Origin of the sequence: Micromonospora sp. NPDC002717, from assembly GCF_040295705.1 — a bacterium.
Lineage (GTDB): Bacteria > Actinomycetota > Actinomycetes > Mycobacteriales > Micromonosporaceae > Micromonospora.
In genome coordinates this window covers 80,250-98,245 of sequence record NZ_JBEOVW010000018.1, presented here as the reverse complement: position 1 = coordinate 98,245, position 17,996 = coordinate 80,250, and the positions used below count along the sequence as shown (strand labels likewise).

The 17,996-nt window shown below is 71.3% G+C and carries 6 protein-coding genes; 3 read left to right on the top strand and 3 right to left on the bottom strand.

Annotation, left to right across the window (positions count from 1 at the left end):
• The first annotated feature begins 4 nt into the window (after positions 1 to 4).
• A complete protein-coding gene (locus tag ABT006_RS24535) occupies positions 5 to 1,033 on the top strand; it encodes a DUF7436 family protein (RefSeq protein ID WP_350709975.1) in 1,029 nt (342 codons plus the stop codon).
• Positions 1,034 to 1,109: 76 nt separating this feature from the next.
• Here the strand turns inward: ABT006_RS24535 and ABT006_RS24530 are convergent, their stop codons facing one another.
• The gene (locus tag ABT006_RS24530) at positions 1,110 to 7,490 is read right to left on the bottom strand and encodes an RHS repeat domain-containing protein (RefSeq protein ID WP_350709973.1); all 6,381 of its coding nucleotides are present in this window, start codon (positions 7,488 to 7,490) and stop codon (positions 1,110 to 1,112) included.
• A 134-nt stretch (positions 7,491 to 7,624) separates the two neighbouring features.
• Complete coding sequence (locus tag ABT006_RS24525; RefSeq protein ID WP_350709971.1) at positions 7,625 to 10,798, bottom strand: LamG-like jellyroll fold domain-containing protein; 3,174 nt, start codon at positions 10,796 to 10,798, stop codon at positions 7,625 to 7,627.
• 744 nt (positions 10,799 to 11,542) lie between these two features.
• Here ABT006_RS24525 and ABT006_RS24520 point away from each other — a divergent pair.
• Both ABT006_RS24520 and ABT006_RS24515 read left to right on the top strand, forming a co-directional pair.
• Positions 11,543 to 13,126 (top strand): class I adenylate-forming enzyme family protein, encoded by a 1,584-nt coding sequence (locus ABT006_RS24520; protein WP_350709969.1) that lies wholly within the window; start codon positions 11,543 to 11,545, stop codon positions 13,124 to 13,126.
• Positions 13,127 to 13,226: 100 nt separating this feature from the next.
• Positions 13,227 to 15,380 (top strand): MMPL family transporter, encoded by a 2,154-nt coding sequence (locus ABT006_RS24515; protein ID WP_350709967.1) that lies wholly within the window; start codon positions 13,227 to 13,229, stop codon positions 15,378 to 15,380.
• A 213-nt stretch (positions 15,381 to 15,593) separates the two neighbouring features.
• Here ABT006_RS24515 and ABT006_RS24510 read toward each other — a convergent pair whose 3' ends face one another.
• Positions 15,594 to 17,981, bottom strand: a complete 2,388-nt coding sequence (locus ABT006_RS24510) for an acyl-CoA dehydrogenase family protein (RefSeq protein ID WP_350709965.1) — start codon at positions 17,979 to 17,981, stop codon at positions 15,594 to 15,596.
• Positions 17,982 to 17,996: the final 15 nt, after the last annotated feature.

Below are 17,996 nucleotides of genomic sequence, written 5' to 3'. Positions count from 1 at the left end.
CTTGATGCTGGCGGAAGTCGGCGTGGACGACACGTGTGAGCTGGTCTACCGGGCTGCCCTCCAGCGCCGGGTGTGGAGTCCGGAACAGCTTCGCGCTGCCGTGGACCTGCCGGCGGCGAAGGTCGACGCGGCGGTGCGGCGTCTGGTGGAGATCGGACTGCTCCGGCGGCCCCACGCCGACCAGATCCGGCCGGTGAACCCGGCCGTCGGGTTCGCGCCGCTGCTGTCGTACGCCGAGGCGCGGCTCACCCGCCGGACGCGAGCGGTGGAGCTGACCCGCGCAGCCGTCGCGGAGATGTCGGCCAGCTTCCGGACCAGCCCCGCGCTACTGCACGACGTCGAACTGCTCGACGACCGGGACGCCGCCTGGCTGTGTCTCGAGGAGATCGCGGCGAAGGCGACGACGAGCATCCAGTGCCTGGCGGCCGCCGGAGCGGTGCCGGGGATGGGGACCGGCACCGACTACGACCCGGCGTACCAGCTGGCGGAGTGCGCCGCCGCGCGTGGGGTCCGGGTGCAGTTGATCCTGCTGGACAGCATCGTCAACGATCCGCGGCTGCTCGCGGGCGCCCGACGGGTCCGCGACAACGGCGTGGAGGTCCGGACCACCCCGACCCTGCCGGTGTGGACGTTCGTCGTCGATGACCGGTACGTCGTGATGGTCATCGACCCGGCGGACAACCAGCGGGGCGTCATCCGGGTGTCCCACCCGGGCCTCGTGGCGGCCACCGCCGACCTGTTCGGCCGGCACTGGCTGTCCGCGGTGCCGATCGAGCAGCAGGCTTCCCCGCCACCGGGCGAGCTGACCCGGCAGCAGCGGCAACTGCTCCAGCTTCTCGCGGCGGGAGCCAAGGACGAGAGCGTCGCCCGGCAGTTCAGCGTCTCCGCCCGCACCGTCCGGCGGATGATCGCCGAGCTGGCCGACCGGATCGGCGCGACCAGCCGCTTCGAACTCGGCGTCCAGGCGGTACGCCTCGGCTGGCTCGACGACACACCCGAGCCGGTGCCGGGCCCCGAGCCGTTCCACGCCTGAGCCGCCGACGGCGAACCCGCCGGCTGCCACGAGCAACTCGGCGGGTTCGCTACCTGCGCAAAAACCGCTCAACGGGTCAGGGTGTGATCGAGGAGGCGGCAACTCGAACACCGCCATGTGCGGCGGCCCGGCCGCCGTTTCCTACATCGGGCCACTGACGCAGTTCGGATGGCATCCGACGTTGTGCAACTCTCGCCGCGTCAGCCCGCTCGAACCGTCCGCTGCTCGATGATGGACGACCGGACCTGCTCCAGGATCGTGACGGAGCCCGCACAGGACGGAAAGTCCGCATGGCGATCGAAGGGAACCGCGGCGTGAGGCCCGGACTGCGCGGCTTGGTGGTCGACGGGACGAACAGCGGCATGAGTGTCTCGTCCAGGGAGTCCTTGCAGAGGCCGTTCGGCTTGCTGAACAGCTTGCACCCCTCCCAGCTCGTGCTCCATACGCCCATGGGCACGTTGTAGGTGGTTTCGACGCCGCGGACGAACGCCTTGGACTCACGGGCGAGTTCGTCCAGATACAACCATTCCTCGGCGGCTGCCTGACGCTTGGCCTGCATCTCCGCCATTTCAGCGGAATGGCGCGACACATCGGAATGGTAGTTTTGGGAGAATTTGCCGGGGTTGAACGCGGCGCGCACGGCGTCGTCGGCGGCGTCGAGTTCCGCCTTCGCCACCTTGGCCGCTGTGATCGTGGGCTTCGCGAGTTTGGAGATCAGAGCGCCGGCACCACCAAAGGCTGTGCTGAGGACGCCGATGAAGCAGTCACTCCCCTTGAGTTCGATGCAGGACTTCCCAGTATCGAGCACACCGAAGGCAAATCCCGCAAGCCCGAGCCAACCGACCGGGGTGACCAACGACGCCACGAACAGGCCGGCAGAGATCAGGCCGGCGTTCTCCCAGATGAACTGACCGGATTTCTCAAGCCAGCCCGGCAGCAGTCCGGTCGGGTCGCTGAAGGTGACCGGGTTGGCGTTGCTGTACGAGTAGCCGTGCATCTGCTGCGGGTCGGTCAGGTCCATGATCGGGTCGACCGAGATGAACCGCCCGATGGCGGGGTCGTACTCGCGGGCGCCGAGGTGCGTGAGGCCGGTCGACGAATCGAGCGTTCCCCCGACGAAGCCCTTCTCTCCCACCCAACTCGACGGCTGGGCACCGCGCGGTCCGCCGTACGGCATGCTCTTGCGCGCGGTGGTCGTCGCGGTGACCGGGTCGAACGACACGGTGTTCGTCCCGTGATGGTCGGCGAACTGGAAGGTCACCCTGCCGTCCGAGGTACGTACCGCGGTGCCGCCGCCGACGTCGACGTACCGGGTCCCGCTCACCGTTCCGGTCGAACGGTCCAGCTTCAGTTCGGTTTCCCCGAGGTGGACGGTCACCGCCGCCGGGTCGCGGCGGACGAGCCGGTTGCCGTCGGCGTCGTACACGAACTCGGTGACCTTGCCGGCCTCGGCCACCGAGGCGACGTGGCCCTCGGCGTCCCAGGTCAGGGTCTGGTCAGCGCCGGCGACCTGGCGTCGGGTCGTGTTGCCGGTGGCGTCGTAGGTGTAGCTGTCCGTACCGGCGCCCGGCCCGGTGGTGACCACGCCCGAGAGCCGGTGCGCTCCGGGCTTGCCAGCCTCCGGGTAGCTGTACGCGCGCCGCACGTCCTCGGCCGGGTCCCCGCCGGTGTCGTGTCGCGTCTCCGTGAGCCGGTTGCCGACCTTGTCGAAGGTGTACGAGTGCCAGTAGGGATCCGGGCCGCCGACGGTCGCACCGACGCCGGTCGCCGGCGCCCCGGCGCAGTTGTCGGTGGCGGTCCACGCCTCCGTCATCCGGCGCAGGTAGTCGTAGCCGAAGCATTGCACGTCGGCGGTGCCGCCGGCCGGGGTGTCCGCGATCCGGGTGACGTTGCCGGCCGGGTCGTAGGTGTAGTTGACATCCGCCACTTTCGACGGGTTCGCCTCCCGGTCGACCTGCGCTCGCACCAGCCTGCTGGTCGCGTCGTCGTAGGCGTAGGTGCGCTGGGCGCGCTTGGTGCCGGTGGACAGGACGTGCCACAGCGGCTGGTGCAGCAGGGTGTAGGCCGTCTCGGTCAGGTAGCTGACGCCCAGCGTGGAGGAGACCGTCGTGGGCAGACCAAGCTCGTTGTAGTGCCGCAGCACCCCCTCCGCCGGCAGTCCGCCGGCCGCCGGGTAGGTGGTGGACTGCACCGTGCCGTCCAGGTTGTAGCGCTGACTCACCTGGTACGTGCCGGCCAGCGCCCCCTCGGAGGCGGGAATGGCGACCCGGGTGGCGGTGGGACGGTACCGGTCGTCGTAGCCGACCACCGCCGAGACGTAGGCGTTGCCGCCGGCCCAGCGGGTGGACGAGGTGAGCTGACCCTTGCCGCTGGTGAGCGTGTCGTAGACCCACTCAGCCAGCTTCGGCCCGGTGGCTGAGCCGTCCCGCAGCGACGTCTTCCGGCGCAGGTCGTCGTAGGTGGTCGCCACGGTGCGACCCTGCGCGTCGGTGGTGCTGACCAGCTGGTCGGCGTCGTCGTACGCCAGCGTGGTGGCACCCCGGTCCGGATCGGAGACGCTGGTCCTGCGGCCGCGCAGGTCGTAGCCGTACGTCCAGGTGTTGCCGGCCGGGTCGGTCACGCCCACGAGGCGGTCGGCGTGGTCGTAGGCGTACCGGGTGACGTCGGCCGGGCCGGTCGGGGATCCGCCGTGGTGCTGGCGCAGCTCGACGGTCCTGCCCCGGGCGTCGACCACGGTGGTGGTGGCGGTGCCACCGTCCGGCGGGTCGAGGCTGGTGCGGTCGCCGCCGTGCGTGGTCGTGGTGCGCCACTTCTCCACGCCGTACGAGCGCAGGATGCTCGCGGTCTGCCGGCCGGCGCCGTCGTAGACGGTGACCGTCTGCGACGGCACGTCGTTGTCGGCGACCTGCCACACCGTGGTCGCCGGCGCGCCCGTGGCGTGGTACGTCGCGTTCGACTTCACCACCTGGCCCCGCGAGTCGTAGCCGGTGTCGGTGATCAGGCGCCCGCCGCCGAGAGCCGGCGACTGGGTCTGCCGAGCCCGTAGCAGGCCGTCGAAGAGCGCGTAGCCGGTGGCGTAGCTGCCGTCGTTGCGCAGCGTCTTCGTGGTGACCACCGACGGCCCGGTGCTGCTCAGCGCGTAGTCGAACTCGGTGTTCGGCCCGAGCGACGTCGACCGGCCCGGAAGCCAGACCTTGGTCAGCCGACCCAGCGGGTCGTACGCGGCGGTGGTGACCTTGTTGTTGGGGTCCGTCACCGTCTTCGGGGCGCCATGTGCGGGCTCGAGCTGGGTGGTGGTGACGTGTCCCAGCGGGTTGGTGACGGTGACAGCGGTGACCGGACCGCCGGTGGCCGGGGTGTAGCGGGTCGTGGTCAGCTTGCCCAGTACGTCGTAGCTGTCCAGGGGCCGGCCGTGGCTGTCGTAGCTGGTCCGCTCCGTGGTCAGGTACTGCGGCTGGCCGCCGGACCAGCCGGCGAGTTCCTCCACCTTGACCACGTCGCCCTTGCTGGGCGGGCTGCCGTGCGGGGCCTGCGCGTCGTCGTAGTAGGTGCGCTCGTCGGAGATCAGGTCGCCGGGGTAGGCCGGGGTGGCGGCGCAGGCGGCGGAGACGGTCTCCTCCCGCGACACCGCGCCGAGCAACCAGGCGGTGGCGTTGCGGGCGTACCAGGTGCGCGTGCACCGGTCGTCGGCGGCCGTGCCGGTGTCGCCCAGGTCGCTGGTCTCGGTGACCAGGCCGTCGGCGTTGTAGGCGTACTTCGTCTCGGTGACGCGCTCGCCACCGGCGGCCAGCGCGGTGCGGGTGCGGGACGCGGCGGTGCCGGTCATGAACGCCTCGAGCGTGCCCCACGGGCGGACCATCCGGGCGGTGGGCGCGTTGCCCTTGATCCAGCCGTCGGTGACCGTGCTGCTCACCTCGGCGCCACCGGGCCCGTTGAAGCTGATCGTCTCCCGGGCCAGGCCCGCCAACGCGCGGTGGTCGTCGACCCGCACACCACGCGAGTCGGTGACCTTGACGTCCTTGGTGCCGCCGGCGGCGAGCTTGTCGCCGTCCATGCCCCGGAAGTAGCGGGTCTCGGTCTGCGAACGCTGCTCGTTGTCGGCCCCGCTGGTGACCCGAACCCGCCCGTAGCCGCGCCACTGCGACCAGGTCTTGTACTTCTCCTTGGTCAGGCCGTCATCGTCGTCGTGGTGCCAGGCCGCGCCGTCGAGGTACTCGTACCGGCTGACCATGTCGGGCGAGGCCGGGTCGCGATCGTCGACGACGACCTGGGTGACCAGGTACTTGTGGAACCAGTCCACGGTGGGGTTGGCCGCGCCGTCCGGGGTCCAGTAGCTGGGGAAGCAGCGCTTGGTGTTGGCGTCCGGGGCCGGGGTCTGGCCGCGTACGCAGTCGGTGGCGGAGTAGGTCACCGAGGTGGTGCCGCCGGCCTCCGACACGATCGCGCTGATCCGCCATTTGATCATGGGCGCGATGCCCTCCAGGGCGTCGACGCGGTTGACCAACTGGGTGCCGTGGAAGACCAGCTCCGGCAGGGTCTCGCTACCGCCGGCCCGGCCGGTGTGGGTGATGCCGGCAAGCCACAGGGCCGGGCTCGTCCCGTCTCCCGGCTTGAGCAGTTGGTGGCGCAGGGCCCACGTGTCCACGTCCCGGAAGGCGACCGTCGCGGCGTCCCAGACCTGGGTGGTGACCCCCGTCAACCGCTTGCGACTCCAGAACGTCGGGGAGAAGTTGTTGGTGCACGTGGCACCGGCGTTGCAGTTCCGGTCGAACGGCACGTCGGGCCAGTACCTGGCGTTGGTCGAGTTGAGCTTCGACTCGGCACAGTCGAAGGTCGAATCGGGCAGACAGCGCTCGGCGACGGTGAGGACCGTCCGGGCCGGGGCGGTGCTGAACAGCGCGTTCGAGCGCAGGCCGTAGTCGATCCGAGTGAGGTGGCCCCCACGGTGGTACGGCGTGCCGCTGCCGGCGGTCAGGTTGCGCCCGTAGTGGTTGGTCTCCCGCCCGTACCAGTAGGTCATGGCGTTGCCGTGCGGGTCGACCACGTAGTCGAGGTTCCACCGCCACGCCTGCTGGCACCAGGAGGTGGCGAAGGTGGAGGCCCGGCACGGTTCACCGGAGTGGTTGCCGAAGACCGGAGCGGCCCAGGTGGAGTTCGTCTCCGCCTTGCCGCTGGCCCAGCCGGGCAGGCGGTTGAGGCCGAAGTGGTACTGCGTACCGTCGACGGTGGTGACCCGCCAGTGCTCGCCGTCGTTGTCGCCGTTGGCGGTGGCCGTCGAGGTCAGCTTCTCCACCCGCGAGCCGTCGTCGCCCTTCGGTCGCCAGACACCCGTCGCGTCGTCGCGGATCAACTGGGTCGCCCGTCCCCCGAGGACCATGACGGCGTTGTCGTAGCCCCAGCACAGGTCGCCGGTCCTGGTGGTGTTGCTCGCCCCGGACCCCATGTCGTCGGCGCAGCCCTTGTAGCTGCGCTCGATGTATCCCGGCCAGAAGTCGAAACCTTCACCGACCCACGAGGTCTGGTTGTTGGTCTGCGCTATCCGGCCGTCCACGCTCCCCGAGGAGTAGCCGAGGGCCAGCTTCGGCACCAGGTCGCCCGCGACCTTGGGCGTCCGCATCGGGTACGACCAGGTGAAGTCGCCGGTCGAGCCGCCCGCCTGCCAGTTCGCGGACGGGGCGAGGGGGGTGGCCGTCCAGTCTCCGGCGCTGCCGGCGTCGGTCGCGGTGACCGCGAGGACCGTGGCGTCGGCGTCGGCCGGTTCGACGGTGACCTGCGACGAGAGCCGCCGCTCACCGAGGTCGTTGCGGGTGGACAGCGGCGTGGCCTGCTGGCAGGCCGGCAGCCGCGGTGTGGTGAGGACGCAGGCGGGCAGCCGCACCAGGCGCAGCCGCGCGGCGTAGTCACCGCCGTAGGCCCCGGCGAAGGCGGCGTAGTCGACGTCGAGCGCGACCTCGCCCGTGCGGGTCTGCCCGTCGCGGCGCTCGACCCGCATGAGCAGGCCGGGTATGCCGGCCCGGTCCGCGGCACCGCGGTCGAGCACCTCGACGCGTATCCGGCTCGGTGCTCCGGCCGGCTCCGCCTTGGCGGCCTCAGCCACCTGCCCGACCCAGACCGGGAATGCCCCGGCCCGGATCCGGGCCGGTTGGCCGTCTGCGAGGCGCGCCAGACCCGTGTCTCCGCCGGTCAGGTCGACCACGGCGCTGCCGGCCTTCGGCCAGGAGACTTCCGGTGGGGTGGTGACCGCGTGCTGCGCGGTGCGGTCGGACGCGGCCTTGCCCCAGGCCGCCGACTCACCGCCCTGAACCGAGCGGCCCCGGTCGGGTCGCGGGGGGCTCCATTGCCCGGTCGGTGTGGCGTGCGCCGGTACGGCGACCGCCAGCGGCACCGTGACCACCCCGGTCAGCAGGGCCGCCCGCAGGCGCGCCCAGCGCCCGGGCTGGGTTCTTCTCGTCGGCATTGGACGCTGACATCCTTTCGTGAGACCGGCACCCCGCCGGAACGTCGAGCGCTGCTCGGGGCACGGCGGAGCCGGCCGCGGCATCGTGGTGCCGCGGCCCGCTCCGCCGACGACGTCGCCGCCGTTGGCAGCTGTTACGGATAGATCTCGAGGGGAAGGGCGTTGACCTGGGCATCCGTCAGGGCGCCGGTCCAGACCCGGACCTCGTCCACCGCGCCGGGCCAGAAGTCGGTGGGGTTGCCGTTCCCCATCGCCCGCCCGATGGTCAACGGGCCACCTGTCGTCCACCGCGCGTCGATCGTGTCGCCCGCCGCCCAGATCCCGTTGACGTAGAGGTGCATCCGATCCACCGCGTCGTCGTAGACCAGGGTGAGGTGGGTCCACTCGCCGGCCGTCACCGGGAACTGGTCGGGCGAGGCGAGGGCGCGGACGCTGGTCGCGGTGTCGGCGTCGGTGGTCGCCATGGTCGCCACCCACCTGGCGTCCGGCTCGCTGTAACCGAGGGAAAACGCGGCGGTACGGGTGCCGACCTGCGAGACGGCGGACGGGTAGCCGACCCCGGCTGTCCGGTCCAGACGGACCCAGGCGGACACGGTGAAGCTGCTGTCGGTACGCAGCACCTGCCCGGCGGTCGCGGCGTGGCCCGTGGTGCCGTCGAGTTCCAGGGCACCGCTCGTGTAGCCCTCGCCCCAGCTCGCTCCGCCGTGCAGCGTGGCGGTACGCCCGTTGCCGGACGTGTCGGCCGTGCTCGTGCCGGCCGCCTCGTCCAGCGCCCAGGCCCCTTCGGCGCGCGGCGGCTGGTTGGACAGGTTCCGGATCTCGCTCGCCGTGCCGCCGATGGTGCTCGGGTAGACCACCCGGTTCCACACCCGCACGTCGTCGATCGCGCCGGACCAGTAGTTGACCGCGCTGCCGTACTTCTTACCCCGCCCGATCTGCAGGGACCCGACTGCCGGCCAGGTGTACGAGCCGCGGGCGGCGGTCCCGGCGAGAGCGCCGTCGACGTAGAGCCGGATCTCCCTGGTCGACGCGTCGAAGACACCGGCCAGGTGGGTCCAGGCGCCCAGGGGGGCGGGCGCGTCGGACGCCGCGCGGATGACCATGAAGTTGCTGAGACTGTCCAACACCGGCGCCTTGAACGACCACTTCTGGTCGGAGCTGTCGTAGCCGAGGAAGAAGGCGCTGTGCTTGCTGCCGTCCTGGCTGACCGCGGTACGGTCCTGGCCCGCCGTGTCGAGCCGGACCCAGGCCGAGACGGTGAAGCTGCTGCTGGTCTGCGCCACCGAACTCGCCGAGGCGTGACCGGTGGCTCCGTCGGTCGTCAGCGCGCCACCGACCCGGCCGCCGGTCCAGCCGGCCCCGGCGCCGAGGGTGGCGGTGCGGTTGTCGCCGGAGGAATCGGCCGCGGTGGTGCCGCTCGCCTCGTCGAACGTCCAGTGCCCGGCCGGGGCGCTTCGGCCGCCCACCTGGAACGAGTAGGTGGTCCACGGTCCGGGTGAGTTGGCGACGTCGAGGCTGCGGACCAGCAGGGTGTGCAGCAGTGCCTCGGAGTCCGGCGGGGTGAGCGACACGGTCGCGGTCAGGTCACCGCCGGCTGCCACGGTCCCGGTGCCGCCGGCCGCGCCGTCCAGCTCGTATTCGTAGCTGGCCACGTCGGTGACGCCGTTCGGCCCGAAGGTGAACGAGCCCGGCTGGCCGATCCCGCCGTTGACGCCGATCGCCGGATACGTGGTCGAGCTGACCGTGGGGCCGTTCGTCGGCGCCTGCGGGTCGACTGTCACCTCGCAGGAGGCGCTCCACGCGCTGACCGCGGTGCCGTCCTCGGCGCGTACCCGCCAGGAGAGGGTGCGGCCGGTCCCGATGTCGGTCGACGGGACGACCGCCTCGTGCTGCAGCCCGGAACTCTTCGCGGCGGTGAGGGTCTCGCCGAGCCTGGCGCCACCGATGTCGTACCACTCGAAGCGGGCCCTGACGTTGCCGCCGTCGGGGTCGGCGACGGTGGCCAGCATCCTGACGGTGCCGGGCGGGCCGACGACCGGCCTGCTCTCGCCGGTCAGGCATGGCTGGTCGGGGTACGTCGTCGAGTTCGTCGGCACGTTCGGCGCCGTGTTGTAGGTGATCGACAGGACGGGGTTGTTGTTGAATTTCTTCCAGCCGTACTTGTCCGTCTCGTCGCTGGCGCGCAACCCCATGGTCACGCTGGTCCAGCCGCCCGCCGCGGCGTCCTTCACCTGCTGCAAGGTGTTGAACTCGACGTCGGCCGGTCCACAACTGCTCGAGTAGCCGTGCGCGACGCTTCTGGTGTCCATCCGGTAGGCCCAGGTCGGTTGGGCGTGCCAGGCCATCGAGGCGCTGATCGAGCTCGTCGCCCAGAGCTCCACCGCCCGCGGCGAGCAGGACCAGGAGTGCGTCTCACGGATGCGGAAGGTGGCCGAGAGGATCTGCTTGCCGCGCACCTGGGAGGTGTCCATGCGGAAGAACGACCGGTAGGTGTCGCTGGTCGGCGAGGCGTTGGGGTCGTTGTAGTAGCCGACCTTGACGTCCCCGCTGCCGTTGTAGGTCGAGTAGTACTTCGACACCATGGCGTGGGCCTGCCTGGTGCCGCCCCAGGTCGGGTCGATGAAGAGCGGGTAGCGGGTCTTCGGGTCGGTCAGCATCCGCCGGTCGGGAAGGACCGCCAGTTCACCGGGGCGGGCCTCGACAGCCATCGCCGCCTGACGGGAACCGGTGCCGGGCCCGCGTACCGATCCGCTGGCGGCCTCGGCCCCCGAGGAGTCCCACATCAGCGGGGTGGGCGCTCGGAACACGACCCGCCCGGTGGCGGTCACCGCCTTGAGCCCTCCGTTCGGCTCCGACACGACGGTGAGTCCCGTGCTGCCGGTGGTGTTCAGACGCAGCCGATGCAACGCCGGGTTCGACGCGGCCTCCGCCGACCTGACGACGAGGACCTGCGCGAAGCCGTCCACGGTGGCCTGAACTCGTAGGTCGACCCCGGGCAGCACCTCCGGATACGTCGCAGTGTCCCCGTCCAGGGCCGGCTCGGGCAACCGGGCCGGCCAGCCGAGCCGGAGTTCGTGTCCGTCGCGGTGCAGCCGCGCCAGGGGCTGGTCACCGCCGCCGGAGAAGGTGACCCGCGCCGTGGTGGCCGCCGGGCCGACGGAGCCGTCGACCTGCCGGCGCAGCCGGGTGTCCACCTGGGCCCACCCGGCGCCCTGCCGCACCCGCACCGGATGGGCATGCTGCTCGAGCGTGAACGATCCACCGGGGTTGGCGAACACCTCGCCGGTCTCGGTCGTCAGGCTCGGCACCCGAACTCGCTGCCCGGACCGACGCGCTGCCGCGAGGGCCGCCGTTCGTTCGCTTCCCGTGGCCCGCGCCGCCACCGAGTTCCCGCTTGAAGGTACCGCGGAAACCCCCGTCGATATCGCCACCACCGCCGTACCCGGCAGTAGCAGACTCACGGCTGCAACCATCGCGCCGCGAGCGATTTTCCGCCCACGCGTCGCCATCACACCTCGCTAACAAGCCCGTGATCATGAGAAATGTGCCGAGCCGACGATAGGAGAGGGGTGATCACCACGGGCCCCGGCGAGCTGTCCGAAGGTGGTCATGGCCGCAGGCGGACACCGCGACCCCCACGTCCACGGGGAACGACGAATGAACTCGGACCGGACGCGGGTGTGGGTGCGGGTTCCCATGCCCCGTCGCCGACGGGGCATTATGGCCGGTCGTCGTTGCGTCCACACTGGTCGGACGGCCCGGGGGTCGGATGCGTTCGGGGTCGGATTTCCGTCCGCCCAGATCTGGTCTACGCCGGACAATGTCGATATCGTTACCGGCCAATTGGACGGCCGATGATCATTCGTCGTCAGCTGACCTCCCCCAAGCCCCGAGAACAGGAGGACGCGCTCGTGGCCTCACCCGCCGATTCAACGGTCGCCGGCGACGACGTCGAGCCGCAGCGGCCCATTCCGCGGTTTCTCACCGAGTTCACGCCCACCCGGTGGCGCCGTCGGCTGAGCCCCTTTTCGCGCGTACCGAAGCACTCCAAGATGGGCGAGACCTGGCACGTGGCGGCGAAGACCGCCCCGGACGAGCTGGTCATCGTCGACCGCCCGCCGGACATCGACCCCGACGGAGCCGAAACCCGCACCTACACCCAGTGGGCGGAACTCGTCGATCGCGCCGCGGCCTGGCTGCACAAGGCGGGCGTGCGCCCGTGGGACCGGGTGGCGATCCTCAAGCAGAACCACCTGGACATCGTCATCCTCGGCTGCGCCATCGCCCGCATCGGCGCCATTCCCTGCATGTTCTCCGGCTCCTACGGGCCGGAGGCGATGATCCCGATGCTGGAGCGGCTGGAACGGCCGTTCCTGTTGACCGACCAGAAGCACCTCGACAAGTGCGGCATCACCCCGGAGGTGGTGGCGGAGCTCACCGTACGGACGATCAGCGTCGACGCGGTCGCGGACCGGCCGGACGTGCTGCACCTGGACGACTTCAAGGACGCGCCGCCCGTCCAGCCGAACATGCGCGAGTTCAAGGAGCCGGTGGTCATCACCCACACCTCCGGCACCACCGGCGTGCCCAAGCTGGTCATGCACTCCGCCGAGTCCATCTACGCGATGGCGATCGTGGAGACCGAGCGGTGGCCCAGGTTCGGGCTCCGGCGCAGCGACACGGTGGCGTTCTGCGATCCCTACACACACGAGCGGCTCACCACCATGCAGCTGGCGATGGCCGCGGTCGGCCCGCGGGTGCTCTACCTGTCCGACCCGCTCTCGCCGCGGATCCGGGAGCTGCTGGCCGAGCACAAGCCGACGCTGGTGGAGGCGCTGCCGAACATCTACCTGGCCTGGGAGCCGCTGGCCCGCGACCCCGCCGGCCTGTTCAGCAACGTGCGCGAGTACGTCAACTCGTTCGACGCCATCCACACCCGCACGATCCGGACCTTCATGGCCGCCACCAAGCGCCGGTTCCCGATCTGGGTCCAGTCGTGGAGCCAGAGCGAGAACGGCGCGCTCTGCATCCGGCCGTTCTTCCGCTTCGTCGTGCGCCGCAAGGGGCACCGGCCGCCGCCGACGCAGCTGATCGGCTGGCCCATCCCGTTCCACGCCAAGATGCGGGCGGTGGACCCGGAGACCGGCAAGGAGGTCCCGCGCGGCCAGGTCGGCCTGATCGAGATCGACCAGCCGGGACGGTGCCTCGCGTACGTGGGCGAACAGGACCGGCACGACCTGAAGTGCAACGGCAGGTGGTGGAACACCGGCGACCTCGCGGTCATCAACAAGTGGGGTGCCGTGCGGATCGTGGACCGGGAGATCGACCGGATCCCCGGCGGCAGCGCGATCGAGTTCGAGGACCTCATCCTCGACCGGATCGACTACACCACCGAGGTCGTCGTCCTTCCGGTCGCCGGCGACCTGCCGGTACCCGTGGTCAGCACCGCGGACGACGTTCCGCTGGACAAGGGCGACTGGGAGCGGGCGGTCGCGGACCTGAGCCCGATGGCCCCGCCGATCCAGATAAAGTGGGACGAGTTCCCGCGAACCGGCACGTGGAAGATTCGCCGGGTCGCGCTCCGGGAGAAGCTGCTCTCCGATGCCCAGGCGATCGGCATCGGGCGCTGGACCTGATCATCGCCATCCTGTGATCACATCGACGCGGCGCCGGTCCTGACTGTGCCGGCGCCGCGTCGTTCTCCCGAGCACCGCGGTCGAGCGAAGGGTTGCTGTCATGTTGGATCTCCTCGGCCGGCTCGCGCACCGGGCGCGCTGGTGGGTGATCGCCGGCGCCGCGGTGTTCCTGGTCGCCGCGGGCACCTGGGGCGCCGGCGCGTTCGGCGACCTGGCCGTCGGCGGGTTCACCTACGCGGCGAGCGAGAGCTCCCGTGCCGACGAGGTCGAACGCAAGGCGCTCGGACGCAACGACGCGGACGTCGTCGTGCTGTTCGGCAGCGACCGCTGGACGGTGGAGGAGCCCGCGTACGCCGACGCCGCCCGGCGCGTGCTGGACGGGCTGCCGGCGGACCGGGTCGAGGGCGTGACCGACTACTGGGGGGCCAGGGTTCCCGCCCTGGTCAGCACCGACCGGCACGAGACGTTCGCGGCGGTGCAGATCGCCGGTGCCACCGAGAACGAACGCCTCACCAACTACCTCGCCATCAAGGACAGCCTGACCAGCCCGGATCTCGACGTCACCGTCGGGGGGCCGCTGGCGCTGATCGACGACGTCAACAGCCAGAGCAAGGCGGACCTGACGCGCGCCGAGGCGCTGGCGTTGCCGATCCTTTTCCTGCTGCTGGTGCTCATCTTCCGCAACCTGCTGGCGGCGCTGCTCCCGGTCGCGGTCGGGGTGCTGGCGATCGTGGGCTCGTTGGCCGGCCTGCGGCTGCTGGCGCAGTTCACCGACATCTCGATCTTCGCGGTCAACGTGGTCACGCTGCTCGGCCTCGGGCTGGCCGTGGACTACAGCCTGTTCATGGTCAGCCGGTTCCGGGAGGAACTCGGCGCGGGCCACCCCGTCCCGGCGGCGTTGCGGCGGACCATGGTCACCGCGGGCCGGACCATCGTCGTCTCCGCGGTGACCGTCGCGCTCGCGCTCGCCAGCCTGGCCGTCTTCCCGCAGGTGTTCCTCCGGTCCATCGCCGTCGGTGGGGTCGCCGCGGTGCTGCTGGCGGGGTTCTTCGCGATGACCGTGATGGCGGCGATGCTGGCCCTGTTCGGGTCGCGGCTGCGGGAGCGTCGCCGCAGGCCGGTCGACACCGACCCGAACTCCGGCGCGTGGGCGCGGATCGCGCGGACGGTGATGCGCCGACCCGTACTGGTCGGTGGCGCGGTCATCGCCGTGCTGGTGGTTCTCGGTCTGCCGTTCCTGCGCATCTCCTACGGCTGGCTGGACACCCGGGTGCTGCCCGCCTCGGCGGAGAGCCGGCAGGTCCAGGACGCCATCGAGCGGTCGTTCCCGGACAGCGTCACCCGGCCGGTCGAGGCCATCGTCACGCTGGACGGCCCGGTCACCGGTCCTCCCGGCCGGGAGGAGATCACCGCGTACGTGGAGCGGGTGGCCGCGCTGCCGGGCGTACGGCAGGCGGACGTCAGCGGTCTGGCCGGCGACACCGCGCGGGTCACCGTCCGGTTCGACGCGGAACCGATCTCCGAGCAGGGACGGGAGCTGGTCGACGCGGTGCGCGGCGTCGAACCGCCGCCCTCCGGCACGGTGCTGGTCGGCGGCGACGCCGCCGGGTTCGCCGACCTGATGGACATGCTCGAGCAGCGGCTGCCGTGGATGGCGCTGCTCGTCGTGGTCACCACGTTCGTGCTGTTGTTCCTGTCCTTCGGCTCGCTGGTGCTGCCGGTCAAGGCGATCCTGATGAACGTGCTGAGCCTGACGGCGGCGTTCGGCGCGGTGGTGTGGGTCTTTCAGGACGGCCACCTCGCCGGGCTGCTGCGGTTCACCTCCACCGGCAACATCGACGTGGTGCAACCGATCCTGATCTTCGCCGTCGCGTTCGGACTGTCGATGGACTACGAGGTGTTCCTGCTCTCGCGCATCCGCGAGCACTACGACCTCAGCGGTGACAACACCGAGGCGGTCGCGGTCGGGTTGCAGCGGTCCGGCCGGATCATCACCAGCGCGGCCCTGCTGCTGGTGGTGGTGATCGTGTCGTTCGCGACCGCGAGCGTGCTGGTCGTGAAGATCATCGGTATCGGGCTCGCCCTCGCCGTCGTCGTCGACGCCACCATCGTCCGGGCGCTGTTGATGCCGGCCACGATGCGGCTGCTCGGCCGGCTCAACTGGTGGGTGCCCGGGCCGCTGCGGCCGCTCTACAGCCGGTGGGGGATCCGCGGGGAGAGCAGCCACCTGGACGCGGAGCGTACGGCCGCGTAGAGCCGCGCCGCCGCGGTGCCCGCGTAGAGCCGCGCCGCCGCGGTGCCCGCGTAGAGCCGCGCCGCCGCGGTGCCCGCGTAGAGCCGCGCCGCCGCGGTGCCCGCGTAGAGCCGTGCCGCCGCGGTGCCCGCGCCCGGGAAGCCCCCGCCGTGCCAGCCCGTCGCGAGGCGCGCCCGTGGCCTGGGGCCGCCCCCCAGGCCACGGGACGGAGGATCAGTAGATCAATGCCCGGCCGAGGCCCATGTCGGTGAGGCGGGTGGAGTGCACGATGCTCGTGACCTCGACAGCCTTCTGGATGCGTTCCTCCGGCGTGGTGTCGACCAGCCGCCGCCCGTCCCACACCTCGTAGTCACCGATGGCGGCCAGGTGCGGGGCGATGCCCTCCTGGAACCAGTTCTCCCAGCGGGTTAGCTGGTCGGACACCGGCAACTGCTCCCACAGCCGCATGCCGTCGCGGATGAGCTCGACGAGGCGTTCCTTCTCGTCGGGGTGCCGCTGCACGTGCTCGCGGATGATCGACGTGCCGACGGCGAGGTGGCGCACCTCGTCGATGGCGGCGCCCTTCTCCATGTCCGCCATCCGCGGGTCGATCGGTCGCCACTTGCGCTCGCTGAGTTCGAACGACGGGGCGAGGAAGCCTTCGACCAGGATCGTCAGCAGCACCACGCCGCCGACGAAGTCCTGTTGCTCGCGCACGATCGGCATGCCGTACTCCTCCAACGGATCGAGGATGGCCGCCTTGTCGTGCGCGGTCTGCTCGGCGATGACGGCGGCGACGTCGTGCTCGTCGATGCCGAGGTTCCGCAGGTGGTTCCGGAAGATCATCGCGTGCCGGGTCTCGTCCACCAGCTGGGTGGCGTAGAACTCGGCGGTCGTGGAATCCGGCGCGCACGCCACGATGTGACCGATCGCGCGGGCCGCCCGCTCCTCGGCCAGCGCGCGGAACGCGACCTCCTGGATCAGCGCGTCGCGGAGCGGGCCCGGCTCGTGCAGGAAGTCCGGGGTCACCAGCTCCGGCGAGTAGCCGACGATGTTTCCGCGCAGCGTGCGCTGCGGGACGTTGGCGAACCAGTACCGCAGGTCGCAGTCGCGTGCGGTCAGCCGGATGCCCTCCGCGCCGTCGAACAGGGAGGACGCCTGGTCCCAGTCGGCGGCGTCGGCCGCCGTCATCCCCGACCGCTCGTCGGTGCGGGGGGCCGCCGGCTGGGGACTGTAGGTGACCACCGGCTGCGGACGCGGACCGGGCACGGTGACCGGTGCCGCGTCGGCGGATCGAACAAGGGCCGGGGCCGGCTCGATCGTGGGGCTGGGCGCGGGTGCGGCGGCCGGCGGGACCACGGACGGCGGTACCAGCGCCGGTGCCCGCACCGCCTGCGGGCCCGGTGGCTGCGCGGCCGGCACCGCCGGTGCCTGCACGGGCGGCTGCGCCGCTGGTGGCTGCGCGGCGGGTGCCGGGGCGCTGTCGTTCATGATGAACGGGCGGGTGCCGTCGAGGTAGTCGACCAGCGGCGCCGCGACGCTGGCCCGCGACGGCGGGTGGAACGCGACGCACTGGCAGGCCGCGACCAGGTAGGCCACCTCGGGGGAGCGGATGAACGACATGCCCCCGAGCATCTCGACCGCCTGGCGGGCGGCGTCGGTGATGGCGTCCTGCGTGCCGTAGCGGGCCATCAGGACACGGGCCAGCGCGTCGTTGCCCGTCTCGCCGGCCTGCATGGCGCGGGCCGCGCCCTCCAGCAGTTGCGTCGCCGTCTCCAGCCGGGTGCCCAGCGCGGCGCGGTCGGTGACCGCGCCGCGCCCGGCGGCCAACGCGCGTTCGACGAGCGCGCTGGCCATGCCCAGGTACGACGCGGTGATGAGCAGCTCGAACCAGATGAACCCGACGGTCTGCAGGTCGTCGAGCATCCCGTCCGGGCCGTTCTCGGTCGGGATGACCAGTTCCTCCTCGATGAACACGTCGGTCAGCCGGACCTCGTCGCTCTCCGCGCCGGCGAGCACGCTGCTGCCCCAGAACGGGTGCCGGGTGATGCCGCGCAGCGTGGCCGGCATGAGCAGGAAGGCCGTCTGCTGGCCGCCGCCCGGTGCGGGCACCGCCACGCTGGCCGTCAGCAGGTCCATCGAGTGGCTCAGGCTGCACGGTTTCTTCGACCCGTTGATCCGGTAGCCGCCGTCCACCGGCGTCGCCGTCATCGTGGGGGAGAGGATGCCCTGGGCCGGGCGGCCCTCGGCGAAGGCCGAGGAGACCAGCAGGTTGCGGCTGGTGATCGCCTCCAGCAGGGCCCACTCCATGCCGGAGTTCTTGATGCTCTCGGCGAAGGTGAACAGCGTCGCCACGGAGAAGTGGTGCATCGTGGTCGCGACCGCCAGTGACGGCGCGTGGGCGCCGATCGCGCGGGTGACCCGTACCGCGTCCAACGGGGACGCGCCGAGCCCGCCGTAGTCCTTCGGGATCACCAGGCTCGGGCCGCCGCTGGCCCGGAACACCGGCAGCGTGTCGCCGCCGGAGGCTTCCCGTTGCTCGAACGGGACCTTCGACAACCCGTCGAGCAGCCCCGGCAGGTACGACTCGCAGAGGGCACGGGCCTGATCAAGGGATCGCACAGTCTTCCTCCGGAG